At 69.2% G+C, this 26,992-nt stretch carries 23 protein-coding genes; 13 read left to right on the forward strand and 10 right to left on the reverse strand.

The features are described from left to right. Positions 1-132 precede the first annotated feature (132 nt). The 4 genes from VMT65_RS19550 (at position 133) to VMT65_RS19565 (ending at position 4,396) form a co-directional block, all read left to right on the forward strand. Positions 133-363 (forward strand): hypothetical protein, encoded by a 231-nt coding sequence (locus VMT65_RS19550; protein ID WP_326309750.1) that lies wholly within the window; start codon positions 133-135, stop codon positions 361-363. 440 nt (positions 364-803) lie between these two features. Then, complete coding sequence (locus VMT65_RS19555; protein ID WP_326309751.1) at positions 804-1,433, forward strand: resuscitation-promoting factor Rpf1 domain-containing protein; 630 nt, start codon at positions 804-806, stop codon at positions 1,431-1,433. 199 nt (positions 1,434-1,632) lie between these two features. Next, positions 1,633-1,821: a hypothetical protein gene (locus VMT65_RS19560; protein ID WP_326309752.1), complete on the forward strand. Its 189-nt coding sequence runs from the start codon at positions 1,633-1,635 to the stop codon at positions 1,819-1,821. Positions 1,822-2,122: 301 nt separating this feature from the next. Next, positions 2,123-4,396: a helicase-associated domain-containing protein gene (locus tag VMT65_RS19565; protein ID WP_326310305.1), complete on the forward strand. Its 2,274-nt coding sequence runs from the start codon at positions 2,123-2,125 to the stop codon at positions 4,394-4,396. A gap of 12 nt (positions 4,397-4,408) precedes the next feature. On the opposite strand, the gene VMT65_RS19570 is transcribed toward VMT65_RS19565, so the two are convergent. Both VMT65_RS19570 and VMT65_RS19575 read right to left on the reverse strand, forming a co-directional pair. After that, positions 4,409-4,939 (reverse strand): LppU/SCO3897 family protein, encoded by a 531-nt coding sequence (locus tag VMT65_RS19570; RefSeq protein WP_326309753.1) that lies wholly within the window; start codon positions 4,937-4,939, stop codon positions 4,409-4,411. A gap of 329 nt (positions 4,940-5,268) precedes the next feature. Beyond that, positions 5,269-6,753: an endoglycoceramidase I gene (locus VMT65_RS19575; RefSeq protein WP_326309754.1), complete on the reverse strand. Its 1,485-nt coding sequence runs from the start codon at positions 6,751-6,753 to the stop codon at positions 5,269-5,271. Positions 6,754-7,068: 315 nt separating this feature from the next. Between VMT65_RS19575 and VMT65_RS19580 the strand changes: the two genes are divergently transcribed. The 4 genes from VMT65_RS19580 (at position 7,069) to VMT65_RS19595 (ending at position 11,628) form a co-directional block, all read left to right on the forward strand. Beyond that, positions 7,069-8,727: a DNA repair helicase XPB gene (locus VMT65_RS19580; protein WP_326309755.1), complete on the forward strand. Its 1,659-nt coding sequence runs from the start codon at positions 7,069-7,071 to the stop codon at positions 8,725-8,727. A gap of 37 nt (positions 8,728-8,764) precedes the next feature. Next, positions 8,765-9,433: a DUF3239 domain-containing protein gene (locus VMT65_RS19585; RefSeq protein ID WP_326309756.1), complete on the forward strand. Its 669-nt coding sequence runs from the start codon at positions 8,765-8,767 to the stop codon at positions 9,431-9,433. A gap of 65 nt (positions 9,434-9,498) precedes the next feature. Then, positions 9,499-10,137: a LysE family translocator gene (locus tag VMT65_RS19590; RefSeq protein ID WP_326309757.1), complete on the forward strand. Its 639-nt coding sequence runs from the start codon at positions 9,499-9,501 to the stop codon at positions 10,135-10,137. 87 nt (positions 10,138-10,224) lie between these two features. Further along, positions 10,225-11,628 (forward strand): M1 family metallopeptidase, encoded by a 1,404-nt coding sequence (locus tag VMT65_RS19595; RefSeq protein ID WP_326309758.1) that lies wholly within the window; start codon positions 10,225-10,227, stop codon positions 11,626-11,628. 39 nt (positions 11,629-11,667) lie between these two features. Here VMT65_RS19595 and VMT65_RS19600 read toward each other — a convergent pair whose 3' ends face one another. From VMT65_RS19600 to sigJ, 3 genes are all read right to left on the reverse strand, one after another. Then, complete coding sequence (locus VMT65_RS19600) at positions 11,668-12,312, reverse strand: LysE family translocator (protein WP_326309759.1); 645 nt, start codon at positions 12,310-12,312, stop codon at positions 11,668-11,670. Positions 12,313-12,401: 89 nt separating this feature from the next. Beyond that, positions 12,402-13,589 (reverse strand): pyridoxal phosphate-dependent aminotransferase, encoded by a 1,188-nt coding sequence (locus VMT65_RS19605; protein WP_326309760.1) that lies wholly within the window; start codon positions 13,587-13,589, stop codon positions 12,402-12,404. Between the two features lie 9 nt (positions 13,590-13,598). Beyond that, positions 13,599-14,528: an RNA polymerase sigma factor SigJ gene (gene sigJ, locus VMT65_RS19610; protein WP_326309761.1), complete on the reverse strand. Its 930-nt coding sequence runs from the start codon at positions 14,526-14,528 to the stop codon at positions 13,599-13,601. A 145-nt stretch (positions 14,529-14,673) separates the two neighbouring features. Between sigJ and VMT65_RS19615 the strand changes: the two genes are divergently transcribed. Continuing rightward, the gene (locus tag VMT65_RS19615) at positions 14,674-15,255 is read left to right on the forward strand and encodes a GNAT family N-acetyltransferase (RefSeq protein ID WP_326309762.1); all 582 of its coding nucleotides are present in this window, start codon (positions 14,674-14,676) and stop codon (positions 15,253-15,255) included. Between the two features lie 121 nt (positions 15,256-15,376). On the opposite strand, the gene VMT65_RS19620 is transcribed toward VMT65_RS19615, so the two are convergent. The 3 genes from VMT65_RS19620 to VMT65_RS19630 all read right to left on the reverse strand — a co-directional run bounded on the left by VMT65_RS19620 (position 15,377) and on the right by VMT65_RS19630 (position 18,002). Continuing rightward, entirely contained in the window at positions 15,377-16,468 is a 1,092-nt protein-coding gene (locus VMT65_RS19620) for a 3-deoxy-7-phosphoheptulonate synthase (protein WP_326309763.1), read from the reverse strand. A gap of 273 nt (positions 16,469-16,741) precedes the next feature. Then, positions 16,742-17,104, reverse strand: a complete 363-nt coding sequence (locus tag VMT65_RS19625) for a PH domain-containing protein (RefSeq protein WP_326309764.1) — start codon at positions 17,102-17,104, stop codon at positions 16,742-16,744. 16 nt (positions 17,105-17,120) lie between these two features. Further along, positions 17,121-18,002 (reverse strand): oxidoreductase, encoded by an 882-nt coding sequence (locus VMT65_RS19630; RefSeq protein WP_326309765.1) that lies wholly within the window; start codon positions 18,000-18,002, stop codon positions 17,121-17,123. A gap of 235 nt (positions 18,003-18,237) precedes the next feature. Here VMT65_RS19630 and VMT65_RS19635 point away from each other — a divergent pair, with 235 nt between their 5' ends. Both VMT65_RS19635 and VMT65_RS19640 read left to right on the forward strand, forming a co-directional pair. Beyond that, positions 18,238-18,402, forward strand: coding sequence for a DUF5993 family protein (locus tag VMT65_RS19635; protein WP_326309766.1), 165 nt, complete (start codon positions 18,238-18,240; stop codon positions 18,400-18,402). Next, positions 18,399-19,067, forward strand: a complete 669-nt coding sequence (locus VMT65_RS19640; protein ID WP_326309767.1) for a disulfide bond formation protein B — start codon at positions 18,399-18,401, stop codon at positions 19,065-19,067. The genes VMT65_RS19635 and VMT65_RS19640 overlap by 4 nt, the downstream gene beginning before the upstream one ends. Positions 19,068-19,136: 69 nt before the next feature. Here the strand turns inward: VMT65_RS19640 and VMT65_RS19645 are convergent, their stop codons facing one another. Then, the gene (locus VMT65_RS19645; RefSeq protein WP_326309768.1) at positions 19,137-22,724 is read right to left on the reverse strand and encodes a non-ribosomal peptide synthetase; all 3,588 of its coding nucleotides are present in this window, start codon (positions 22,722-22,724) and stop codon (positions 19,137-19,139) included. Positions 22,725-22,867: 143 nt separating this feature from the next. On the opposite strand from VMT65_RS19645, the gene VMT65_RS19650 reads away from it, so the two are divergent. Together VMT65_RS19650 and VMT65_RS19655 are read left to right on the forward strand one after the other, a co-directional pair. Continuing rightward, positions 22,868-24,502, forward strand: a complete 1,635-nt coding sequence (locus VMT65_RS19650) for a (2,3-dihydroxybenzoyl)adenylate synthase (RefSeq protein ID WP_326309769.1) — start codon at positions 22,868-22,870, stop codon at positions 24,500-24,502. 23 nt (positions 24,503-24,525) lie between these two features. After that, positions 24,526-25,398 (forward strand): oxidoreductase, encoded by an 873-nt coding sequence (locus VMT65_RS19655; protein ID WP_326309770.1) that lies wholly within the window; start codon positions 24,526-24,528, stop codon positions 25,396-25,398. Between the two features lie 210 nt (positions 25,399-25,608). On the opposite strand, the gene VMT65_RS19660 is transcribed toward VMT65_RS19655, so the two are convergent. After that, complete coding sequence (locus VMT65_RS19660; protein ID WP_442790267.1) at positions 25,609-26,991, reverse strand: salicylate synthase; 1,383 nt, start codon at positions 26,989-26,991, stop codon at positions 25,609-25,611. Position 26,992 lies beyond the last annotated feature (1 nt).

A 26,992-nucleotide genomic window follows, 5' to 3' on the forward strand; every position in this document is an offset into this window, starting at 1 on the left:
CACGGGGGCTCGCGCTCCCGCAACCTTTCCGTTTGCGAAAAGAACGCGCCCCACACAGCTATGCAGGACGCGATAGACACCGAGTCTACCCCGGTGTGAATAGCGCGAGCACATCAGTTTTACGGTCGAGAGGTGTCCGACACCTCTTCCAAGCAGGCGCCCCGCGGTTCGTCGAGCGTGCTGCTCTATATCGCCTTGGGCCTGTTCACGATTGGATTGCTGGCGGTTTTCGCAATCTTCGGCGTCCATCTACTGAGCGATGCCGAGCCGGGGCTGTGGCTGTATCTGCTCGCCATGTGCGCGCCGTTGGGGTTCCTGCTCGCGCTCGTGTTCGCGCTCTGGTCGGGTCGCCGATCGCGCTGACGCGACGCGCACCGCGACTCCCGACGCGACCCGCGCTGCGACACGGAGATTGCCCCTTTCGTTACCCGAGCATGCCTGTGATCTTCGTCACATAACGAGAAGGTCACGGAGCGGTGACAGACCCCTATCGGCGGAGACTCGCCGTGACCACCTGCGCAGAAGCCAAGCGGAACCCCTTGCGCCGGTTAGTGACCCGGACAGACACGACGGTTACCAAAAGGAGACTTTTCGCGGCGGTCGTCGTAATGTTCTCCACCAGCCGGGTCAGCCCGGCGCCACCGGCCCGCCGCACCGAACTTCGCCCCGCGGGTACGGACCCCCAACTGGAATCAGGGGCGAAGACGAGGAACAGCGCACGATTTGTGCGCCGGGCCGGACGACCTCTCAGTTCGACCCCGGTAGTCGGCCTCGCAGGCGCGTACGAGAGGAAAGACCCGAAAATGAGTGGACGCCATCGCAAGCCGACCAACACCGGCCGCACTGTCGCCAAGGTTGCCCTGACGGGCATCGCGCTCGGCGGCGCGGGAGTGGCCATGGCAGGTAACGCCAGCGCGGCACCCGACTCCGACTGGGACCGTCTCGCCCAGTGCGAGGCAGGCGGTAACTGGGGTATCAACACCGGCAACGGTTTCCAGGGCGGGCTGCAGTTCTCCCCCGGCACCTGGACCGCCCACGGCGGCGGCGAATACGCCCCCACCGCCAACCAGGCCACCCGTGAGCAGCAGATCGCGGTCGCCGAGAAGGTGCTCGCCACCCAGGGCTGGAGCGCCTGGCCCTCCTGCTCCGCGAGCCTCGGCCTGCACAGCGCCCCCACCCCCCGCACCTCCCCCGCGCCCGCCGTGGACACCCCGCAGTGGAACCCGGCCCAGCCCGGCCCCGGCTCCGGCTCCGACGGCACCCAGGAAGTCTTCCAGGCCGTCGACCGCGCGATCGCCGTCGCGCAGTCCCAGGGCATCAACATCCCCCAGCCCGCCCTGGACTTCCTCAACGCCACCAAGGCCAGCGGCACCAAGCTGGACCCGAACGTCGTGAACTTCTTCGAGGCGAACAAGGGCCTGCTGCCCCAGTAACTCCCTCCCCCGAATGCCCCCGTCAACGATGACGGGGGCATTCGTGCGTTCGGAACCGCATTCCCGCTGGGGTTTCAGGGGTGTCGACCCCTGAGAGTTACGAGAGTTGTTCTCGATAGCTGGCGAGACGCCGTGCCGGGGGCAAACTTCCGGGTGCCGGAGGGGGCGGTCTTGTAAGGCTCATGCCAGAATGAGCGGCGTGGTGAACAAATCGAAGAAGCCCTATGTCGACAATGGCTGGCCGGACCTGGCCAACGGCGATCACGCGGTCACCGAACTCTCGTCGACCCGCTCCGGCGGACTGTCCCCGTACGGCGAGGACACCGAGTTCCCGCTCCCGGTCGATCAGCTGCCCTACGTGCACCCGCACACCATCGTCAACCGCTGATCCGACGCACGACCGACATTCATGCGGTTGACGGCGCTCGTTCCCGAGCGGCCGCCGCGCAGACGACTCCAGGCCCCTCCCACCGCCTGGTCTCCGCGGCGGCCGCTGACCCGCGCCCGCACGAGTGTCGCCCGCGCCGTGCCGGATTCGTCGACAGCCCGATGGATCGGGTGAAGTGACCGAAACGCCCTCCCCCGCCGCGACCGGCACCGGGGCTGACGCCGCCGTCCCCGGCGAGCCCCCCGCCGCCGCGTCCGGCGCTCCCGCCAAGAAGTCCCGCACCGCCGCCGCGCGGGCGGATGTGACTCTGGCCGAATGGCTTTCCAAGCGCTCCGACGACGAACTCGTGACGCTGCTGGAACTGCGCCCGGATCTGGCCGTCCCGCTGCCCGCCTCGATGGCGGTCCTGGCCGCCCGCACCGAGCAGCGCGCCTCGGTGCTGCGCGCGGGCGAGGAGCTGGACACCCTCGACTTCGCGATCATCGAAACCCTTGTCGTGCAAGGGGCCGCGGACGGGCGACACGGCGCACCCCTGCCCGCCAAGACGCTGCGCAAGCTGCTCTCGGATCGGGTTCCGGCCGCGCCGGTCAATGCCGCGGTCGCGAAGCTGCGCGCCCGCGCCCTGGTCTGGGGTCCGGACACCGGGCTGCGGCTCACGCCGTCGGCGCAGGACGCGCTGCCGTGGCCGCTGGGCAGCACCACCGAACTGCCGGACGCGCTCACCGAACCCGAGATCGTCGCGGCCCTGGCCGAATCCACGCCGCAGGATCGCGCGCTGCTCGACAAGCTGGCCACCACCGGACCGCGCGGGCGCACCCGCGATGCCGCGCCCGGCACCGCCGGCGACCGCCCGGTGCAGCGGCTGCTGTCGAAGCGACTGCTGAACTGGATCGACGAGGAGACCGTCGAACTGCCGATCGCGGTCGGCCAGGTGCTGCGCGGGGAACCGGTCACCGATCCGCACGCGCTCACCGCCCCGCATCCGGACCTCACCAAGCACGCCCCCGCCGACATCAACGCGGTGGCCGCGGGCGAGGTGGGAGAGCTGTTGCGGCACTGCGCCGCCGTGCTCGACGTGCTGGGCCAGGCCCCCGCACCGGTGCTGCGGTCCGGCGGTCTCGGGGTGCGCGAGCTGCGCCGGGTCGCCAAGCAGACCGGCGTCGACGAGACCCGCCTCGGCCTGCTGGTCGAAATCCTCACCGCGGCACGGCTGCTCGACAAGGGCACCCCCGAACCCGCGCCCGAGGGCGACGGCACCGAGGACTACTGGACGCCCACCACCACCTCCGACGCCTGGCTCGCGGTGGTGCCGCCGCGCCGCTGGGTGGTGCTGGCGCAGGCCTGGCTGGAGCTGGATCGCTTCCCGTGGATGATCGGCCTGCGCGACGCCAATGACAAACCGCTGGCGGCGCTTTCGGCGGAGCTGCGCAACGTGCACGCGCTGCGCGACCGCCGCGCCATCCTGGATCTGCTGGCCGAATTCCCGCCCGGCACCGAGGTTTCGGCCGCCGATCTGGGCCGCATCCTGGCCTGGCGGCAGCCGCGACGGCGGCGGCACTATCGCCTCGAAGCGGTGGAAAGCACACTGGCGGAAGCACAATCGCTGGGTCTGGTGGCGCGCGGCGCGGTGACCTCGGCGGGCCGGGCCCTGCTGCACGGCAGCCCCGAGGACGCCGAATCCGAGATGGCGACCGCGCTGCCGGAGCCGGTGGACCACGTGCTGGTGCAGGCCGACCTGACGATCATCGCGCCCGGACCGCTCACCCCCGAGCTGCAGAACCGAATCGCCATGGTCGCCGATGTCGAATCGGCCGGTGCCGCAACGGTTTACCGACTCAGCGACACCTCGGTGCGCCGCGCCCTGGACGCGGGCGCGACGGCGGCGGAACTGCACAACCTGTTCACCACGCATTCCCGCACGCCGGTCCCGCAGTCGCTGACCTACCTCATCGACGATGTGGCGCGCCGCCACGGCCGCCTGCGCGCAGGCATGGCGCAGAGCTTCGTGCGCAGCGAGGATCCGACGCTGTTGGCCGAGGTGCTCGCCGCGCCCGTCGCCGGGGAACTGGCCTTGCGCGCGGTCGCGCCGACCGTCGCGATCTCCCAGGCCTCCCTGGGCGAGGTGCTGGAACGGTTGCGCGCGGCGGGTTTCAGCCCGGCGGGCGAGGACTCCTCCGGGGCTATCGTCGACCTGCGTCCGCGCGGCGCCCGCCTGGCCGCGCGTCAGCAGAACCGGTCGGCCTGGCGGCCCAACCCGCCGAGCACCGAACAGCTGCGATCCCTGGTCTCCGAACTACGCGCGGGCGAGCGGGCCGCCAACGCCCGTTCCGGCGAGGCGGTTCGCGCGGACGGCTCGCGCACCAGCACCGCCGCCACCCTCAACCTGCTCCAGCTCGCCGCCCGCACCCGCCGGCCCGTGCACATCGGTTACGTGGACGCGCAGGGTGTCGCCACGCAGCGAGTGGTGGAGCCGCTCAAGGTCGGTGGCGGACAACTCGACGCCCTCGACCCCGTCACCGGCGCGGTCCGCCACTTCACCCTGCACCGCATCGCCTCGGTCGCCCTCGTCGAATAGCCGAGAGTTGGCTTATCCCTTGGGGTTTCCTAGGCAGAAGGTGGTCTTGGGGTCCGGCACGATCCGGAAGCCGATCGCGGTGTTGGCGTCGCAGGCGAATTCGTCGGCCTGCCCGTCGATACGCTTGAGCACCTTGAACGACGCCTCGGGAGCCGTGCACGCCACGAACTTGTAGCCGGTGGACTTGCTCTCGTTGTAGCAGGCCCCTTCCTTGAAGTTCGGGCTCAGGCACAGGAACGCGGTGGTGCCGCCATTGAGGGTTTCCTCGTAGGAGGTCTGCTCCTCCTTGCAGTCGGTCTTCTTGTCGTAGACCGCGGCCACCTTGTAGACCGCCTTCTCATCCGTGCACGCGACGGGCGCGGTCTTGGAGTCGGTGGCGGAGCCCTCGATGACGTTGATGCAGTCACCCACCTTGGACTTGGCGGTATCGGACTTACTGGCGTCCTTCAGCATCGAACAGCCGGATACGGCCAGCACGGCCACGGCCACCGCCACGAGGGCGAGCACGAGGCGCACCAGCGTCCTCGTTCCTGCGAGCTTCACTAGCGAAAACCTTTCTCACCGAACAGTTCACGGCTGTGAACGCGGTGAGAATACCCGTGCGGCGGCCGAAGCCGCATCCGACGTGCGGGTTATGCCGATCGCGTATGAACCCGTCAGCGCAGCACCGGCAGGGCCATCATGCCGCGCATGCCCAGCAGCGACAGATTGATGAGGAGCGTGGGAAGCGTGCTGAGGAACTGCAGGCTCAGGGCGTTCATGGTCGTGCCTCTCGATCGGAACTATCTGAACAGTTGTCCAACGTGACCCCCGGGCTCTGTGTCGCTCCCCACGCTGGCGTCGTTACACCAGCCCGTCAACGGCTTTCGCGCTCACCGCGCCGACCCGGTCCCGGAACCGCTGTCCGCCGAGCCCGTCCCGACGGGACCGCTGGGCACGGTCGCGCCCTTCGATCCGGGCCGGTTGATATAGACGGTCACCGGGGTGGACGCGTCGGCCTCGACCGTCACCACCCGCGCCCCGGTCGCCGAGGTGACATGCCCACCCTCGACCCGCACCGCGTACCCGGACGGGTAGTGCACATCCGACACGTAGATCTCGGTGGTGCCCGCCCGCGGGGTGTAGCGGTAGGCGAAGTCACCGGAGTCCGGATCGAAGGTCATCCGGCCGGGCGTTCCCGCGGTGGCCTGCGGATAGGTGCGCACCAGTTGCTTGCCGACATCCCCGGCGAAGGGGTCGGGCTTGGGGCCGGAGGGGCCGAAGCTCGAGCTGTAGTGCCAGTACTGCCAGCTCACGAATCGATTGTCGGCATTGACGAGGGTATTGCGCAGCACGCTCGCGTCACCGTCGCCGAATTCGGTGACCAGCGTGGGCAGTCCGGTTCTGGCGGTGAAGGAGTCGATATTGCTCCAGGTCTTGTTCTGCTGCGCCGGGCACAGGCCGCGCAGGAACGCGGGCAGTCCCATATAGATGGCCAACTGGCTGGGTATGCAGTAGTCGTGCGGCGCGAAGGCGATATCGGGCGCGCCGATGGGCGGATTCTTGCCCAGGTTGGTGGGCATGGTCTCGTTCCAGGTGACGTTCGGTTCCCACAGCACCATGAGATCGCCATTGCGTGCCCGCACGGCATCGGTCAGCTTCTGCATGGCCGCCTGGTATTTCACGTCGAAGCCCGGGCAGCCGTTGGGATAGCAGGACAGGAACGCCGATCCGGGCCACGGCTCGTTCAACAGCTCGATGCCCAGCGCACCCGGGTGGCCGCTCACCCGCGCCGCGAGCGCCCCGAGCGCCTCGCCCAGGTAGTCCAGGACGCCATAGGTGTTGTCCCACACCTCGTCCCAGCCCTGATTCATGCTCGGCATCAGGTAGTACAGCGGGAAGCCGACATTCGGCTCGCCCGCCCCGGGCCGCGCGTGAATCGCCCACTCGGGAAATCCATTGCCGCCCCACACCTTCGACAGCCCGTCCTGGTGATTGTCGAGCACGGTGTGAATCCCGTACCGCGCCAACGTGTCCACCACCCCGGCGATCCGATCGAGGTACGCGGTATCGAGCACGCCGCGGGTCGGCATGAGTCCGTCGAACGAAACCCCGAGCCGGACCGTGTTGAATCCGTGCCGCGCGAGCAAGGCCGCATCGTCGGCGGTGAGGGTGAACCCGTCGCCGGGTTCGATATAGGGCGGCTCCTTGTCCACATTGTTGACACCGTGCAGCAGGACCACTCGCCCGCTGTCGTCCACGAAGCGCGGGCCGTCGGCATGGATCCGGGCGGTCACCGTCGGGTCCGGCGCACCGGACGCGGTCACCGCGGGCACGAGCAGCGCGCCCGCCAGGGCCGCGAGGGCGGCCCGCGCCATCCATCCCCGTGCCCGCCGCCACCGTCTTCGAGCCGTTCTGCCGCGCATCCGCACCCCTGTTCAGTTAAATCAGGTCTAACGTCCAAATGGACAAGCGTCCAAGTTTCGAGTGATCGTAGCCACAGAAACTCTGGTCTTGACCGTTTTCGCCGAATCCACCGCCCGTCGCCCCGGCCCCAACGGGCTCACGACCTGCGCTCTCAGCACGGTGTTCCCGCCTTCGGCAAAGTGGGGACGCAGGTCACGTGGCCTTGTCGGTGGCTTCCTGGAGAATGGACGAGGCTCATTCGAGCCGGGACAAGCCAGGAGGTGTTCGTGAGCGACGGCCCACTCATCGTGCAGAGCGACAAGACGCTACTGCTGGAGGTCGATCATGAGTCGGCCGATGCGGCGCGGCAGGCGATCGCGCCGTTCGCGGAGCTGGAACGCGCGCCCGAACACGTGCACACCTACCGGGTGACGCCCCTGGCCCTGTGGAACGCACGGGCCGCCGGGCACGACGCCGAGCAGGTGGTGGACGCGCTGGTCAGCTTCAGCCGGTACGCGGTGCCGCAGCCGCTGCTGGTCGACATCGTCGACACCATGGCCCGCTACGGACGCCTGCAGCTGATGAAGCATCCGGCGCACGGGCTGGTCCTGAACAGCCTCGATCGCGCTGTACTAGAGGAAGTGCTGCGGCACAAGAAGATTCAGCCCATGCTGGGCGCGCGCATCGATGACGACACGGTCGTGGTGCACCCCTCCGAGCGCGGCCGCATCAAGCAGATGCTGCTCAAGATCGGTTGGCCCGCCGAGGATCTCGCCGGTTACGTGGACGGCGAGGCGCACCAGATCGATCTGGACTACGAGTCCAGCGACTGGCATCTGCGCGACTATCAGGAGCTGGCGGCGGACTCGTTCTGGGCGGGCGGCTCGGGCGTGGTGGTGCTGCCCTGTGGCGCGGGCAAGACCATGGTGGGCGCGGCGGCCATGGCGAAGGCCAAGGCGACCACGCTGATCCTGGTCACCAATACCGTCGCCGGTCGGCAGTGGCGGCGCGAGCTGCTGGCCCGCACCTCGCTCACCGAGGACGAGATCGGCGAATACTCCGGTGAGCGCAAGGAGATCCGGCCGGTCACCATCGCCACCTACCAGGTGATCACGCGAAAGACCAAGGGCGAGTACCGGCATCTGGAGCTGTTCGACAGTCGCGACTGGGGCCTGGTGATCTACGACGAGGTGCACCTGCTGCCCGCGCCGGTCTTCCGCATGACCGCGGATCTGCAGTCGCGCCGCCGCCTCGGGCTGACCGCGACCCTGGTGCGCGAGGACGGCCGCGAGGGCGATGTGTTCTCCCTCATCGGCCCCAAGCGCTACGACGCGCCCTGGAAGGACATCGAGTCGCAGGGTTGGATCGCGCCCGCCGACTGCGTCGAGGTGCGGGTGACGCTGACCGATGCCGAGCGCATGGCCTACGCCACCGCCGAGCCGGAGGAGCGCTACAAGCTGTGCTCCACCGCGCGCACGAAACTGCCGGTGGTGGAATCGATTCTGGCCAGGCACAAGGACGCGCCGAGCCTGGTGATCGGGGCCTACCTGGACCAGCTCGACGAACTGGGCGAGCATTTGAACGCGCCGGTCATCCAGGGTTCCACCCGCACCAAGGAGCGCGAGGAGCTCTTCGACGCCTTCCGCCGCGGCGAGATCCCGGTGCTGGTGGTGTCGAAGGTGGCCAACTTCTCCATCGATCTACCCGAAGCGTCTGTGGCCGTGCAGGTTTCGGGCACCTTCGGCTCCCGCCAGGAGGAGGCGCAGCGGCTCGGGCGGCTGCTGCGGCCCAAACACGATGGCGGCCAGGCTCACTTCTATTCCGTGGTCGCACGTGACACGCTGGATGCCGAGTATGCCGCGCACCGGCAGCGTTTCCTGGCCGAACAGGGGTATGCCTATCGCATCACCGATGCAGACGACCTACTGGGGCCGACGATAGGATAAGTGGAGGAGAAGCCTCCATAAGGCGGGAGGGACGCACGTGCGGCGCTTCGAATTCGCGGTGGACCGCGACCATGCCCGGGCGGTCAATGAGGTCGTCGCGTACCTGCGCCGGCTCCGGATCTGGTCGTACACCGCGGCCGTCGTGCTCGGGCTGGGCGTCGCGTTCCTGGTGTGGGTGAACCATCCGTGGTCGTGGCTGCTGGCGGTGGCGTTCCTGCTGGCCGCGGTCACCGCGCTGTTCATCGGGTACTGGCAGCCGCATCGCGGCCGGGTCGACAAGCTGTACGCCGCGGGCGAACTGGTGCCCGCGGTGGTCTCGGAGACCACTCGCCACGGCGCGACCCTGCTGGCCCTGGTCGACCTGGCCAAGCCCGATACCGACGGCCCGCGCTACGCGTTGGTCACCCGCACGGTGCGCTCGCTACCGGGCCACCGGACCCAGACCGGGGAGCGCGTCCCCGCGGTGACCGTGCGCACCGGCACCGCGCCCAATTCGGTCGGCGACCTCTGGCAGTCGGTGAGCGCCATGCCGATCGCCTGGGGCACCCGGGACCCGAACACCATCGAGCGCGCCTGCGGGGCCATTCACGAGGTGGAGTGGAAGCTGCTCACCGACAATCTGGACCTGGCGGCCAAGGTGCGCGGGGCGGACGCCAAACGGCTGCTGCTGGACCCGCAGCAGCTGCCCGAGGAACTGCGGCGATAAAAACCCGCGTGCCGCGGTCGCGAAATCGACGCGACACGACACACGGCGGAAAATAGAATGATCCGATGATTCCCGCCGCAAACCTGCTGGCGTTCCTCGTCGCATCCATTGTCATCATCATAATTCCAGGTCCCGGTGTGCTTTTCGTGATCGGCCGGGCGCTGTCCTACGGCCGTCGCGCCGCACTGATCTCGGTGCTGGGCCATTCCATCGGCGTGCTGGTGATCCTAGGCCTGGTGGCCGCCGGGCTGGGCACCATTGTCGCCGCCTCGGCCATCGCGCTCACGATCGTGAAGTTCGCCGGTGCGCTGTACCTGATTTTCCTGGGCGTCCAGGCCATCCGACAGCGGCGCTCGCTGCGGGAGGCGTTCGAGGCCAAGGCCGAACCGGTGGCCCAGGGGCGCGCGCTGCGCCAGGCGGTGCTGGTCGGGCTGACCAACCCGAAGGCCCTGATCTTCTTCTCCGCGGTGCTCCCGCAGTTCGTGGCGCCCAAAGCGGGCGCGGTGCCGCTGCAGATGCTCATTCTGGGCACGATCTTCCTGCTGGTCGCGCTGCTCTCCGACTCGGTGTACGCGCTGCTGGCCGGGACCGCTCGGGAGTGGTTCGCGCGCTCGCCCAAGCGATTGGAGGCGGTCGGCGGCGCGGGCGGTGTCATGATCATCGGGCTGGGTGCCAGCGTGGCCGTGTCCGGCACGTCCAACTGAGCCGTGTCGGGCGGCGGCAACTGAGATCGACGCCGATTAGCATCGGGCTGGTCGGGGTAGCGGGCGTGAAAGGGGCGGCGGGAGCGCATGAGACGGAACTGGCGGTACATGGCGGTGGGGGCGGTACTGCTGGCGGGCGCGAACGCCGCTCCAGCACAGGCGGATTCGGGTGACCCCTTCACGGGTGCGCCCGGGCTCGGCGATCCGTACTACCCGATGGACGGCAATGGCGGCTACCACGCGAGCCATTACGACGTCACGGTCTCCTACGATCCGCCGTCGCATCAGCTCACGGGGAACACCCGCATCGACGCGGTGGCCACCCAGGCGCTGCGGACGTTCGACCTGGATTACAGCGGCCCGCAGATCTCCAAGGTGACGGTCGACAATCTGCCCGCCTGGTTCGATCGCACCGATGAGCACGAACTCGTCGTCACGCCCATGATCCCGCTGCTGCCGGGCCTGCCGTTCACCGTGCAGGTCGAATACGCGGGCCCGGTCACCGGCACCGACGGCGAGGGCTGGGTGTTCTCGCCCAGCGGCGGGGCTTTCGTTGCGGGCGAACCGCATTCGGCCAGCAGCTGGTACCCGCTCAACGACACGCCTTTGGACAAGGCGACTTTCACGCTGCATGCCACCGTCCCGCAGGAGTGGGAGGTGATGTCCAATGGCGACAAGGTCTCCGACACCGTGTCGGGCGCGAACCGCACCGTCTCCTGGGAGATGCGCCAGCCGGTCGTGGGGTATCTGACCACCATCGCCATCGACAAGTTCGAATTCCTGGAACAGCGGCGCGCCAATGGAACTCCGCTGCTGAGCGGGTTCGCGCCGGACGCGTTGAAGGCCAAGGAGGTGGAGTCGCGGCTGCCGGAGATCCTGGACTTCCAGGAGCAGCTCTACGGCCCCTACCCGTTCGACACCGCGGGCGGCATCTACGTCGACACCGATCTGCAGTTCTCGTTGGAGACCCAGTCGCGGCCCATCTACGCGCCCTGGACCGATCTGGACACCGTGGTGCACGAGATCACCCATCAGTGGTGGGGCGACTCCATGTCGGTGCGGCAGTGGTCCGATATCTGCCTGAACGAGTGCTTCGCCAGCTACACCGCCGACTACCTGTGGCCGGAACGCAAGGACGGCAAGGACGTCGACGCGATGTACCGCGAGACCGTCGCGAAATACCATGACGATCCGAAGTTCTGGCAGATCGCGCTCCAGAACCCCGGCAAGGGCGACGAATTCACCTCGGTCTACTACCGCGGCCCGCTGTTCCTGCACGCCCTGCGGCGGACCATGGGCGATGACGCCTACTTCCCCGCGGTGCGCGATTTCGTCATGGGCCACAAGTACGGCAATGCCTCGATGCCGGAGTTCCGCCAGTTCATGCAGTCCCGCACGGGCCGCGACCTGTCCGGGTTCTTCGCCGCGTGGCTGGATCGCACCGACCGGCCCGCCGACGAGTTCCTCTACCCGGGTTCGCTGCGCCCGTGAGGCGTTGCCCGCCACGGTCGTTCGCGGCGGGCATACCGGTCAGGCCGGGAGCGGTCGGGTCCGGTCGTTGAGAACGAGGGCGGCCATGGCGCCGAGCACCGTGCCGGTGACGAAACGCTGCGCGCGCAGCCAGAGCGGCCGCCCGGCCAGGAAGGTCGAGATCGCCCCGGCGCTGAGCACGATCAACCCGTTCACCGTGATGGCGATGGCGATCTGCACCGCGCCCAGGCACAGACTCTGCAACCACACCTCACCGTGCGCGGGCACCACGAACTGCGGAATGAGCGCCATGTACAGGATGGCGATCTTCGGGTTCAACAGATTGGTGACCAGCCCCATCGTGAACAACCGCCGCGCCGGATCCGCGGGCAGCTCGGTCGGCGTGAACAGCCCGGTCCCACCCGGCCGCAACGTCTTCCACGCCAGATAGAGCAGATACACCGCCCCCGCCACCTTCAAGCTCAGATACAGCGCGGGCACCATGGCGAACACGGCCGTGATCCCCGCCGTCGCGGCCGCGAGGTACACCCCGAACCCCACCGCGACACCGGCCAGCGACACCAGCCCGGCCCGTCGCCCCTGCGACACGGTCCGTGACACCAGATACATCATGTTCGGCCCCGGCGTCAGCACCAGCCCCAACGCCGCCGCAGCCACTCCCAGTACCGCCGTCGTCTCAATCACACGACCAATACTCGCGCCCCACACCGCGCGATGTCGCGGTCCACTTCCCAACGGCTGGACCGCCGTCGAAGAGCCACCGGGGCGATTCGCTACCGGACCGCCTCGGCGGAGTGGCCCGCACGCAGGCGGCGGACGCCCTCGGCGATGGTTTCCTCCTTCTTGCAGAAGGTGAAGCGCACCAGGTGGTTCCAGGCGGACTTGTCGTCGGCGAAGGCGCTCACCGGAACCGCGGCGACGCCGAGGCGTTCGGGCAGTTCGCGGCAGAAGGCGTAGGCGTCGGTCGCGCCCAGGGGGGTGATGTCGGCGCAGACGAAATAGGTTCCGTCGCTGCGCTTCACGCCGAAGCCGGCGTCGGCGAGGGCGGCGGAGAGGCGGAGTCGCTTCTCCGAGAGGGTGTCTCGCAGCGCGGAGACCCACTGCTGCTCGTGCTCGAGGGCGTGGGCGACGGCGGGCTGGAAGGGGCCGCCGCCGACGAAGGTGAGGAACTGCTTGGCCGCCAGCACCGCGTCCAGCAGCGGCGCGGGCGCGCAGGCCCAGCCGATCTTCCAGCCGGTGACGCTGAAAGTCTTGGCGGCACTGGAGATCACGACGGTGCGCTCGAACATGCCGGGCAGGGTGGCCAGGCTGATGTGCTCGTGCCCGTCGAAGGTCAGGTGCTCGTACGCCTCGTCGGCCATGACGTAGAGGTCGTGCTCGATGGCGAGCTCGGCGATGGCGGCGAGATCGGCGCGCGACAGCACCGTCCCGGTCGGGTTGTGCGGCGAATTCACCAGCAGCAAGCGGGTTTTCGGGGTGATGGCGGCGCGCAGGCTGTCCAGGTCGAGCGCGAAGCCGTCCCCGTCGGGCACCAGCCGCGCGGTGCGCCGATTCGCGCCCGCCAGCGCGATGGCCGCGGCGTAGGAGTCGTAGTAGGGCTCGATGAGCACCACGTCATCGCCGGGCTCGACCAGCCCGAGCACGGTCGCCGCGATGGCCTCGGTGGCCCCGACGGTGACCAGCACCTGGCTGTCCGGGTCGTAGTGGGTGCCGTAGCGCCGGGCCCGGTCGGCGGCGATGGCCTGCCGCAGCGCCGGCACACCGCGCCCGGGCGGGTACTGGTTGAACCCGTCGGCGATGGCCTGCCGCGCCACCTCGAGCATTCCGGCCGGTCCATCGCTGTCCGGGAAGCCCTGGCCGAGGTTGACCGCGCCATGGCGCACGGCCAGCTCGGTCATCTCGGCGAAGATCGTCGAGGCGAACGGCTGCAGACGGGTGACGGTCGGAATACGCGACGGCATGATCGGAGCCTAGTGCGGCACCCGGACGCCGCCGAGCTTGGCCGGGTTGACCACGTCGTAGACGCCCCACACCTTGCCGTCGCGCACGGTGAAGGCGTACACCCGCGGCGGGCTGCCCGGAATGCCGTCGTGCGGGGCGCGCTCGTGGGCGAGAATCCCGAACTGCCCGTTGACCAGCACCGGCTCCAGTTCGCGATCGGGCCCGATGCGGTCGAGGTCGAAGAGCCCGAACCGGCGGAACAGCCCCGTCCACAGCTTGACATTGCGATCCACGCCCGCAACCACATTGATGGCGGTGGACACCTGCCCGCCGCCGTCGCCCACGGTGCGCACCTCCGGATGCAGCACCGCCACAACGGCATCCACGTCTCCGCTGGACAGCGCCTTCAGCAACTGCTGCACGGCCGCGTTGTGTTCGTCGTCACTGACCGCCGCCGGGCCCGCCGCCACCGCCTTGCGCGCTCGCGCGGCGAGCTGCCGCGCCGAGTCCACGGAAACATCGAGGATGTCGGCGATTTCACTGAACGGCATCGAGAAGCCGTCGTGCAGAACGAAAGCCACGCGCTGCGGCGGGGTGAGGGTGTCCAACACCACCAGGGCGGCGAAGCGGAACTCCTGTTTGCGCACCACCGCCGCGAGCGGATCGAGCGTGCTGGAGGGTGTCACCGCGGTGACCACGGGCTCCGGGAGCCATTGCCCCACATACTTTTCCCGCCGCACCGCCGCGCTGCGCAGCCGGTCCAGGCAGATGTGGCCGACCACGGTGGTGAGCCAGGCGCGCAGATCCTCGATCTCGGATTGACGGGCCACCGAGAGCCGCAGCCAGCTCTCCTGCACCGCGTCCTCGGCATCGCTGACACTGCCGGTGAGCCGGTAGGCCACCGAGAGCAGATGCGGCCGATGTGTTTCGAACAAGTCGGCGAGAAGAGCGGCAACCACCGGATCGATCCTACGGTCGGTATCCGACACACCCCGCACCGCCCCGACCCGGCGACCCCGCGGCACCCGCACCCGGCCGCGAACGCGCCCGCACCCGGCCGGAAACACCATGCGCCCGCGCCCGTTTCCGTGACAGCATGACCGCATGGACGCGGAATTCCTCACCGACGGCACGATCTGGCTGTCGCCGCCCGCCGTCTCCGATATCGACGCCATCACCGCCCTGTGCCAGGAACCGTCCATCGGCGCGTGGACCACCATGCCGGTCCCCTATCAGCGCGCCGACGCCGAGAAGTTCGTCTACGACATCGTCGGCCCCGGCTGGGCCGGGCGCAGCCCCACCTGGGCCCTGCGCCGGTTCGAGAACGGCCCGGTCGTGGGCATGATCGGGCTGAGCCCGCTCTATCCCCGCCGCGATGACGACACCGCCGAGATCGGCTACTGGCTCTCCCCCGCCGCCCGCGGGCAGGGCCTCATGACCCGCGCCGCCGCCCTGGTCTCCGGCGTCGGCCTCGATCCCACGACGCTGAATTTCGAGCGCCTGGAATGGCGCGCCTTCGTCGGCAACCACCCCTCCGCCGCCGTGGTCCGCCGCAATGGCTACCACTACGAGGGCCTGCTGCGCGGCGGCGGCCTGCAGCGCGGCACCCGCCGCGACATCTGGGTCGCGGGTCGCCTGCGCACCGATCCGCCCACCCCGAGCCACAACTGGCCCGCGGGCGTCTGAGCCGAAAAGAAGTTCGGCCCACACCCGCCGGACTGGGTGTGGGCCGAACTCAGTGTGCACGCCGATCTCGTTCTACGCGAGGCGAACTCGCTCCGAGCGGGTGCGGGTCGGGAGGCGCCGGTCAGGCGCGGGCCGCGCGACGCCGGGTGACGGCGTCGGCGAGCCGGTCGAGCTGGGCGGCGGTGGTGTCCCAGTCGATGCACGCGTCGGTGATGGACTGCCCGTAGGTGAGGTCCTCCGGGTGGCCCAGGGTGAGGTCCTGGCGGCCCGCCACGATGAACGACTCCATCATGAGCCCGACCACGGTGTCCTCGCCGCCCGCGATGCGCTCGGCGATATCGGTGACGACATCGACCTGGCGGTTGTGGTCCTTGTTGGAGTTGCCGTGCGAGGCGTCCACCACCAGCCGCTGCGCCAGCGACGACTTCTCCAGGCGCAGCAGGGCTTCCGCGCAGGAGGCGGCGTCGTAGTTGGTGCCATTGCTGCCGCCGCGCAGGATGACGTGGCAGTCCGGGTTGCCCGCGGTGCGGATGAGCGCCGAGCGCCCGTCCAGATCGGTGCCGGGGAACACGTGCGAGGCGGCCGCGGCGCGCACGCCGTCGACCGCGACCTGCACGTCGCCGTCGGTGCCGTTCTTGATGCCGACCGGCATGGACAGCGCCGAGGACAGCTGCCGGTGCACCTGGCTGGCCGCGGTGCGCGCGCCGATCGCGCCGTAGGCGACCAGGTCGGCGATGTACTGCGGGGTGATCGGGTCGAGGAACTCGCACGCCACCGGCAGCCCGAGCGCGGTGATGTCGACCAGCAGGCGGCGGCCCAGGTCCAGACCGGTATTGATGTCGAAGGTGCCGTCCAGGTGCGGGTCGTTGATCAGACCCTTCCAGCCCAGCGTGGTGCGCGGCTTCTCGAAGTACACGCGCATCACCACGTGCAGCCGGTCGGAGACCTCGGCGGCCTTGGCGGCGAGCCGACGCGCGTAGTCCATGGCGGCCTCGGGATCGTGCACCGAGCACGGGCCGACGATCACCATGAGGCGGTCGTCATCGCCATTGAGGACATCGACGGTGGCCTTGCGGCCGGCGCGCACGGTGTCGGCGAGGGTGTCGTCGATCGGATGGGCGGCACGCACCTCGCGCGGGGAGCTCAGCGGGCTCACGCTGAGCGTGCGCTGGTCGTCGAGATCGGCGTGCCGGTCGAGATCGGCGGTAGTCATTGTGGGTTTCCTTGTCCCAGGCCGACCCACGGAGAGTTGTTCGAAACCCCTTCGAGCCGGTCTGAATTCGTCCGGCTCGGGGTGGAGGATGTCAGCGCAGGTTCACGCCGCGCGACCCACCCGGGGCCGGCTGGCTAAACCAGAAATACACACGCTGCATGCCCGGCACTGTACCAGAGATCGCGAATCGTGCGTGTGGCGTAGGACACCATGGATGGGATGGGCTTCCCACTATCTGGGAGCACCCCGGTCAGCGTGCGAGATTCCGCGCGGTCAGCGCAGGATGTAATGCAGGATCACGTCGTGCACGTGGCGCGTCTTCTCGTCGCCGCGGAACTCCACCTCGTAGGTGTGGTGCCCGGTGCTGATGGCGATGTGCCCGGAGGAGAAGAACTGACCGGCGAAGGACTTGTTGGTCAGGATGCTGACGCTCGAGATCCGCGAGTACGGGATGCTCGTGATGGCGATCTTCTTCCCGACGAACGAGTTGTCCTGGATGACGACCCGCCGGTCGGTCAGCCCGAGGAATCCGGTGCCCACCCCGATGGCGTCATAGACGGCCAGGATCTGTTCCCCGGGGAGCAGACCCTGCTGGATCTTGTCGAACTGATCGCGCCGGTCGAATGGAATGCTCATGTCTCCCGGCTCCCGGTTATTTGCGAACGAACGGATAGTTGATCTTGGTGAGCTGTTCGGACAGCTCCCACAGCCGCCGCGCCGTCACCTCGTCCTTGGAGGCGGCGGTCGAGGTGCTCGGGCCGGGATAGCCGCGCATGCCGCGCAGCCCGGTCGGCCCGTAGAACCCGCCCGGCTCCACCTCCGCGGTCGCCGCGAAAAGGCTTGGCAGCGCGCCCATTTCGGCGCTCTGCGCGAAGATCTTGTTGCCGATCGACAGGAGCGTGTCGTAGAGGGACTCGGTATGGCCCTGCAGACCGGTCGCGGCGTAGCCGGGATGGGCGGCCACCGAGAGCTTGGCCGATCCGGCGGCGCTCAAGCGGCGCTGCAGTTCTCGCGCGAACATGAGGTTGGCCAGCTTGGACTGTCCGTAGGCGGCCCAGCGCTGATACGAGCGCCGCTCCCAGTTCAGATCCTCGAGATCGATGCGGCCGATGGCGTGCATGCCGCTCGACAGCGTGACCACCCGATCGCGAATCTTGTCCAGCAGCAACCCGGTCAGCGCGAAATGCCCGAGATGGTTTGTGCCGACCTGCGTTTCGAAGCCGTCGGCGGTGCGGGCGAGCGGCACCGCCATCACGCCCGCATTGTTGATCAGCACGTCGACACCGTCGATGGCATCGGCGAATTCGCGAATCGAGGACAGGTCGGCCAGATCCAGCCGCCGCACCACGGCATTGGGCCCGATCTCGTCGGCCACCGACCGCGCCTTCAGTTCATTGCGGCACGCCATGATCACGCGCGCCCCGGCGCCCGCGAGCGCTCGGGCGGTGACCGCCCCCAGCCCGCTATTGGCTCCGGTCACGATGACGGTACGGCCCGCTTGATCGGGGATGTCGGAGATGTCCCAACCGCTCACGCCTCCACCTCGCTGCGCTCGGCTCCGGCGTGCGCGGAGCGCGCTGTGTCTCTGGCTCGCTCGCTTCGCTCGCTCACGGGGTCGAGTCTAGGGGCGCGGAGGCGGCCCCGTCTGGTCTCGGCCGGAACCGGTTCCGATCGCGGCATTTGCCGGTCGCCGGGCGCAGCGACCGCGCGCGGCGTGTCCGACTCGCCTTCAACGCCTTTGACCTGCGCAGCAGGTAGCGTCCGCGACCATGGACACACTGATACTCGCGGGTTTGCTGGGCATTGTGTTCCTGATCTGGAAACAGGGGCCCCGCACGCGCATCCTGGCGGCCTGGTGGGTGGTGGCCCTGGTGTGCGCGGGCCTGCTGAAGTACCACATCACCAGCGGCCTCGGGTTGGGGCTGACATGGTGAGCGCCACCGAGGCCGAGACCACCGGAACCGGCGGCGGCGGTGGGTTTGTCGGGCAGATCCAGTACTGGCTGGCGGTCATCTTCATCGTCGGCTGGACCGGTGTGGTCTGCGGCGGCCTGGGCATCCAGTTCGGCAACTGGGAGTACCCGTGCCCGCTGTGCATGCTGCAGCGGTACTTCATGATGCTGACCGCGCTCGGCGGCGCGTACATCGTGCGCAAGGCCATGACCGGAAAGATCGCGCGGCGCGACTACATGGTCGGCTGGGGGCTGGCCATCGTGGCCTGCTTCGGCGGCGGTTTCACCGGCTGGCGCCAGACCATGCTGCACATCCTGCCGGGCGACAAGGGTTACGGCGGCGCGGTGCTCGGTCTGCACCTGTACGTGTGGGCGTGGATCCTGTTCGTGGCCGCCATCACGACCATCGGTGTGGTGCTGGCGTTTTCGTACGAGACGGCGGCGGAGACCATTCCGACGACCGGGCCGCACCGCACGATCGGCATGCTGGCGATCGGATTCCTGGCGTTGGTCATCGTCATCAACCTGGTGGCGACGTTCTTCCTGGAGGGCTTCCACTGGGTGCTGCCGGACGACCCGTCGTGCTACAAGCTGCTGCACGATCTGGGCATCCTGGACGGCGGTTGCGTGCTCCCGCCTTCGCACTGAGAAGCGTTCGCCGATCCCCGTGCCCTGTGAAAAGGGCACGGGGATCGTGTTTTTCAGGGGATCGCGCCTTCAGGACAGGGCGAGGATCTCCTCGTCGGTCATGGCCGTGACCTCCAGGTAGAGGCGCGCCACCGCGTCGAGGCGACCGACGTCTCCCGCCAGTCGCTCGCGTTCGAGCAATCGGCGACTCAGCCCCTCCACGGTGCGGGCGGCGAAGAAGTCGGCCACGACGGTGTCCGGGGCGTCCAGCCACTCCCGCACGCGCGCGACCACGGCGGTGGCGAGCACGGAATCGCCTCCGAGCGCGAAGAAGTCGTCGGTCACGCCGACCGTCTCCCGGCCCAGCACCGTGGCCACGATATCGGCCACCGCGCGCTCGACATCGGTGCGGGGCGCGATGATTTCGCCGTCCGACTCGCCTTCGGCCAACAGCGCGAGGATGGCCTTGCGATCGGGTTTGCCGTTCGAGGTGAAGGGCAGTTCGGCGAGTAGTTCGACACGGCTCGGAATCATGTAGGCGGGCAGCAGCTGCGCGGCGGCCGCGAGCAGTTCCGGAACCTCGAGCACGGCGCCTTCCGCACCGACCACGACGGCCGCGAGTTTCGGTGCGGCCGAACCGATCACGGCGGCGATGGCGTGGCGGACCCCCGGCAGGGCCCGCAGCGCGCTCTCGACCTCGCCGAGCTCCACGCGGTAGCCGCGGATCTTGACCTGGTGGTCGGCGCGTCCCAGGAATTCGAGGCAGCCGTCGGGCAGGTACCGCGCCAGGTCACCGGTGCGGTACCAGCGCAGGCCCTCGTGGGTGACGAACCGGTCCGCGGTGCGCTCGGCGTCGCCCCGGTATCCGGCGGCCACGCCCGCGCCGCCGATCCACAGCTCGCCGCTCACCCAGTCCGGGCAGTCCTGCCCCGACGGGCCGACCACCCGGCAGCGCACATTGCGCAGCGGCGTCCCGTACGGAACCGCCGACCACGCCTGCGGCACTTCGGCATTCACGACCTCGCAGATCGTGGAGTGGATGGCCGTCTCGGTCGCGCCGCCCAGGCCCGCGAACCGGCACCCCGGGGCGACCGCCGCGAGCCGACCCGGCAAGGCCACATCGACCCAGTCGCCACCGAGAATCACCGTGCGCAAGCTGTCCACGGGCTGCCCGGCGGCGGCCTCCAACAGCATGTCCAGCAGACTCGGCACACAGTTCAGCACCGAAATCCCGTGCCGCCGAATCATTTCGACCCAGCGGCGAGGTTCGCCGCGCTGTCCCTCATCCAGCGCGACGACCGCGCCCCCGGCACCGAACAGCCCGAAGATGTCGTAGACCGATAGATCGAATTCCAACGCCGACAGGGCGAGCGCCCGATCACCCGCACCGATCCCGAACCGCTCGTCGAGATCGTCGATGGTGTTCATGGCCGCCCGATGCGGCACCTCCACCCCCTTCGGCTTACCCGTCGACCCCGACGTGAACAGCACATAGGCGATCGCCTCCGGATCCGGAAAAACGGCCTCCACCAACGGTTCCGGATACGACCGCGCCTCGCTCAGCACCAGGGTCCGCACCTCGGGCACCTCGGCACCGGCCGTGAGCGCGGCGACGACGCCACCCGTCCGCAGCATCTCGGCCCGCCGCGCCGCGGGCTGGTCGAACCCGATCGGCACGTACACGCCACCCGCCGCGAGCACACCGACGGTAGCCACGATCTGATCCGGCCCCTTCGGCAACTGCACCGCGACCGCGTCACCGGGCCGGACGCCCGCGGCCCGCAGCGCACCCGCCACGGCGAGCGCCGCGTCGGCCAGTTCGCGATAGCTGAGCACTCGGGTCTGCGCGGCCCCCTGCGCTCCGGCATCGCCCGCCCGGTCGGCGACGGCCGCACCGTCCGTCTCCCAGATCACCGCGGGCGCATCGGGATTCGCGGCGGCGAAGGCGAACAGCCCACTGTGCAGCACGCGCCCGCTCACCGGCCCATCGGTGGCATTCACCCGAGCGCGAACCACCGCCTGCTCCAGCGGAATTCGCACCGCGGCCTCCGCATCCCACCCGACTCCGACCTCACCGCCGGGCTCCTCGCTGCCCGCCAGGCGCAGGACGGCGTCGATGTAGCGGGCGAACATCGTCTCGACCAAATCCGGCGGGAAGGCGTCGCCGCGAATGTCCCAGTTCAGGAGCAGGCCGCCGCGCACCTCGGTGACCTGGGCGTCCAGGAGAACCTGGGGGCCTTGGGAAATGATCCAGACCGGGTCGCCGAAGGTCTCGGTCACCTGATCGGCGAAGAGTTCGCCGAGGTTGATGGCGCTGGTGTAGACGATCGGGGCCAGTACCGGCTCACCGCGCAGGCGGCCCAGGTCACGCAGCACCTCGAGGCCGGTATAGGCGGAATGCGCTCCGGCAGCATGCAATTCGCGCTGCAGGGCGCGGGCGCGGTCGGTGACGGTAGCGGGCTCGGTGACATCCACCTCCAGCAACACCGAGGAGGTGAAGTCCCCGACCACCCCGTCGACCTGCGGATGCACCGGCTCCCGATGGAACAGCGGCAGATTCAACAGAAACCGCCGCTGCGCCGACCACCCGCCAATGGTCTCCGCGAACACCGACGCCAACGCCATGGCCGGGGTGATTCCGCGAGCGTGCGCCGCCGCGAACACGCGCCCCTTGGCCTCCGGCGACAGCCAGCGATGCAACCGCACGGTCCGCGCCCCCTGCCCGTCACCGCCCAGTTCAGAGGCGCGCGGCAGTTCGGGGGCACCCGGCAATTCGGCGAGTCGCCGGTGCCACCACTCGCGATCGGCCGCGTGTTCCGGTGCGGGACCGGCGTGTTCGGCCAGGTACTCCCGGAAGGTGTAGGTCTGCGGGGGTAGCTCTGCACCGTGATACAGCCGCGCCAGATCGGCCATCAGGATCCGATAGCTCATGGCATCGGCCGCGAGCATGTCCACATCCACGTGCAGCCGCGTTCGACCCTCCGGCAGCAGCGTCAGCGCGATATCGATGACCTGGCCGTCCGCCACCGCCAGCAGTTGATGAGTTCGCCGCTCCCGCAACCTCTCCAGCTCGGCCTCGGCGGTTGCCGCATCGGTGGTGCGAAGGTCGGTGACACTCCAGACATCGCGCCCCGGCCGCACCATGGTCTGCTGCGTCCCGTCCGGCAGGAACCGCGTCCGCAGCATCGGATGCCGCCGCACCAGCGCCTCGACCGCCGCCCGCAACCGCCCGGGATCGACTCCCGCGCCGTCGAATTCGACATAGAGATGCGCCGCGACCGCCCCCAGCTCCTGCCCCTCGGACCGCCCCACCCAGTACGCATGCTGCATCGGCGCGAGCCGGAACGGACTCCCGTCATCGGCCATCCCGGTGCCGGGCAAGTCGGCCGCCGGGGCGACAGCGGCAGCGTCGGATTCGGTCGCATGGCCGGGTGCCTCGCCGCCGAGGAGTCGGTGCCAGGCGGCGAGGGTGGGTTCGGCGGCGAGTTGGGCGAAGTTCACGGGCAGGCCGCGTTTACGCCAAGCGCCCGCGAGTTTCATGGTGCGGATGGAGTCGAGGCCGAGCTGGATGAGGTCGTCGTGGTCGCCGATGGCGGACGGGGCGAGGCCGAGGTGGTCGGCGATGGCGGTGCGGATTTCGTCCCGGGCGATGCTCGCCGACCCCTGTGATGACTCCATTTCCGCTGGTACTCCTTGTTCGAGGGGAGGTGGTGGGCGCTGCCGATCCGGCGATTCGGATGTGGTTCGACAGCAGCGTAACTCATTGAGATAGGGTTGCCTAACTTATGCAAGGCCACCCTAACTAGCCAGAGGTCAGAGCTGTGACATCGACCGCATCAGCGGAGACATCAACCGCATCCCCCACGGACCACCGCGACGGCTTCGTCCCCTTCCCCGCCGACCTCGCCGAGCGATACCGGCAGGCCGGCTACTGGCAGGGCAAACCCCTGGGTGAACTGCTGCGCGACGCGGCCCGGCGGTGGCCCGAGCGGCCCGCGATCCTGGGCGAGGACACCACCGCCTACGCGGAGCTCGACCGCGCGGCGGATCGGATGGCGCACGGCCTCTTGGCCATGGGCATCCGCCCGAGAGATCGGGTCGTGCTGCAGCTGCCCAATGTTCCGGAATTCCTCCCGGTCCTGTTCGGATGCCTGCGCGCCGGAATCATCCCGGTGCTCACCCTGCCCGCCCACCGCCGCGCCGAAATCGAGCACCTGACAAGGCTTTCCGGCGCGGTCGCCTACCTCACGGCCGACCGGCACGGCGACTTCGACTACCGCGCCCTCGCCGCCGAGGTGAGCGCGGCCGTGCCGACCCTGCGCCACGTGCTGGTGCTCGGCGACCCCGGCCCCTTCACCGACCTGAATTCGGTTCCCGCCGACGGCGATTCCCTCCCCGAGGTCGACGCCTCCGATATCGCCCTCATGCTGGTCTCGGGCGGCACCACCGGCCTGCCCAAGCTCATCGCCCGCACCCACGACGACTACGCCTACAACGCGCGGGCCAGCGCCGAGGTCTGCGGACTCGGCCCGGACGACGTCTATCTCGCGACCCTCCCGGTCGCCCACAACTTCCCGCTGGCCTGCCCGGGCGTGCTGGGCACCGTCGCCACCGGCGGTGCCATGGCCTTCGTGACCGACCCCAGCCCGGAGAGCGCCTTCGCCGCCATCGAACGCCACGGCGTCACCGTCACCGCCGTGGTCCCGCCGCTCGCCCAACTGTGGTGTGCCGCGGTCGAATGGGAGGACGCCGACCTGTCGTCGCTGCGCCTGCTCCAGGTCGGCGGCGCGCGACTGGCCGAGGTGAACGCCCGCGCTGTCGCGCCCGCCCTGAATGTGCGGCTGCAGCAGGTGTTCGGCATGGCCGAGGGCCTGCTCAACTACACCCGCGCCGAGGACTCCGACGATCTGGTCTGCACCACCCAGGGCCGCCCCCTGTCCCCCGCCGACGAGGTGCGCGTGGTGGACGAGCACGGCCGCGACGTCCCCGACGGCGAGGAGGGCGAACTCCTCACCCGCGGCCCCTACACCCTACGCGGTTATTACCGTGCCCCCGAACACAATTCGCGCGCCTTCACCCCCGACGGCTTCTACCGCAGCGGTGACCTGGTCCGGCGGCTGCCCTCCGGCCACCTCATCGTCTCCGGCCGCATCAAGGACGTCATCAACCGCGGCGGCGAGAACATTTCCTGCGATGAGCTCGAGGAGCATCTGCTCGCCTATCCGGGCGTCCGCCACGCCGCCGCCGTCGGCCTGCCCGATCCGGCCCTGGGCGAGAAGGTCTGCGTCGTCCTCGTCACCGACGCCGAGCCGCCCACCCTCGGCGATCTCAAGACCTTCCTCACCGCCCGCGGCCTGGCCACCTACAAACTCCCGGATGTGTTGCGGCAGACCGATTCCCTGCCCATCACCGCCGTCGGCAAGATCGACAAGAAGGCCCTCGCCGCGCACATTTGACCCACCCGCCATAGAGTTCATCTATGGGCGGCGCGTGGAACACCTCGAATATTCCTGATCAGACCGGTCGAATCATCATCGTCACCGGCGCCACCAGCGGCCTGGGCGAGGCCACCGCCCGCGCCCTGGCCGCCGCCGGCGCGCGGGTGATCCTGGCGGTGCGCAATGAGATCAAGGCGCAGGCGGTGGCCCACACCATGCCCGGGGACGTACAGATCCGCCCGCTGGATCTGGCCGATCTGGCCTCGGTGCGCGCCTTCGCCGATTCGGTCGAGCGGGCCGACGTGCTCATCAACAACGCGGGCGTGATGGCGGTGCCCAAGCGCACGACCGCCAACGGCTTCGAATTGCAGATCGGCACCAACTATCTCGGCCACTTCGCCCTGACCGGCCTACTGCTGGACCGGATTTCGGAGCGGGTGGTGAACACCTCCAGCATCACCCATTTCATCGGCCGCATCGATCTGGAGGACCTGAACTGGGAGCGGCGCGCCTACTCGCGCTTCGGTGCGTACGCGCAATCCAAACTGGCATTGCTGCTGTTCACCTACGAACTCCAGCGGCGGCTCACGCTCACCGGCTCCGCCAAGCTGTCGGTGGCCGCGCATCCCGGCTACGCGGCCACCGAGATCAGCTCCGAGACCCAGAACCTCCTCGAACAGATCGTCGGCCTCGGCAACCGCCTGGTGGCGCAGAGCGCCGAAATGGGCGCGCTGCCAACCCTGTACGCCGCCACCGCCGAAGTCGAACCCGGCGGCTACTACGGCCCCGACTGGTTCAACTGGCGCGGCCACCCGACCAAGGTGAGCTCCAACGCGGCCTCCCACGACGAGAAAACCGCCCGGCAACTCTGGGAGCTGTCCGAGCGGTTGACCGGCGTCGAGTTCCGCGTCTGACCCGACGCCGGAGATCTCACCCAATATCCCCGGATGCCCGTCATCCCGGCATTCGCCCCTCGTCATCCCGGCTCGCTTTGCAGGCACTCACTCCGGCGGTGAATCCCGGCCGAATGCACGCGGGAATGACGAATGGGTCTGCGATATGCGGAGACTCCGGAGATATGCCGAGGGCACTCCCGTAATGCGGTCGGAGGCCCTGCCCAGGTTTCACGCCCGCACGACGTAGGGCGCGACGCTGCCGAGCTTTTCGCAGGTCTCCTCGAACTCGCGCTCCGGCCGGGACTGGCCGACCACACCCGCGCCCGCGCGCAGCCACGCGCCCGCGCCGGTCTGGTAGACCGCACGCAGCACCAGGGTGGCCTCCAGCTCGCCGTCGGGCGAAACCGTCACCACCGCACCGGAATACAGTCCGCGTGGGTCGTGATCGAGGCGGAAGACCGCGTCCACGCCCGCGGCCTTGGGGATGCCCGACGCGGTGACGGAGGGGAACAGCGTCTCCAGGGCGTCCCACGGACTGCGGTCGGCGGCCAGTCGCCCGCGCACGGTGGAGGCCAGATGCTGCACGCTGCCGCGTTCGCGCACGGCCATGAAGTCGCTGACCGCCGTGGTGTCGGGCTCGGCCACGGCGGCGATCTCGGCGAACGAGGTCTGCACCGAGATCGCGTGCTCGACAATCTCTTTGGGGTCGCGCACCAGTTCGGCGCGGGCCGCGAGATCGATATCGTCACCGCGCCCGAAGGCCCGGGTGCCGGCCAGCGGCTCGGTGGTGACCACCCGGTCGCGGTCCACCGACGCCACCAGTTCGGGGCTGAAGCCCGCCGCCTCCAGCCCGCCCAGCCGCAGCAGGAACGAGCGCGCGGGCGTGTTGTGCAGCCGACCGAGCCGATAGGTGGCCGGAATGTTCACCGCGAAGGGCAGTTCCACCTTCCGCGACAGAATCACCTTCTGGTACTTGCCCGCCCCGATCTCGGCGACGCCGGTCGCCACCCGATCCCGGTAGCCCGTCGGATCCGCGGTGACGTCGACCGGATGAGCCCGCGGCGGGGCGGAGTGCTGGGCGTCCGCGATGAGTTCGTGAATGTCCCCGGTCTCGGCGGGCGTCGCGCCGGAGACCCGCACCCCGCCCGCGTCGATGCGCACCTCGATGCGCGGAATCATCAAGTGCGCCAGCGTCGCCCGCGGGTGCACGTGCTCGGTGGCGTCCAGCGACCAGGCGCAGAACTCGAATCCGATCCAACCGTAGGCATTGCGCCCCGCGAGCGGCAGCCCGGCCAGCGCGCGGTCCACGGCTTGCGCCGGACTGCCCGTCCACGGGCCCGCGGTGGTGTGCCCGTCCCAGCTCACCCGCAGTTCGTTCGCGTCCAGTTCGACCCCGCCGAGCGGGTCGGCGGCGAACACCCACGCGCCGGGTCGCTCGTAGACCACGTACTCACCGAAGCGATCCGCCGCCGCGAGCGCGGAGACCGCCGCGACCGGATCGGTGACGTGTTCGCCCCACCGCTGCTCCCCCGCGACCCGTACCCGTTCGTCAGCGACCGACACCAGACCTCCAAGGTTATGCTTACCTAACTTTGCGGCTGAGGTTAGCATT

The sequence above is a fragment of the Nocardia sp. CDC153 genome (assembly GCF_035818515.1).
GTDB lineage: Bacteria > Actinomycetota > Actinomycetes > Mycobacteriales > Mycobacteriaceae > Nocardia.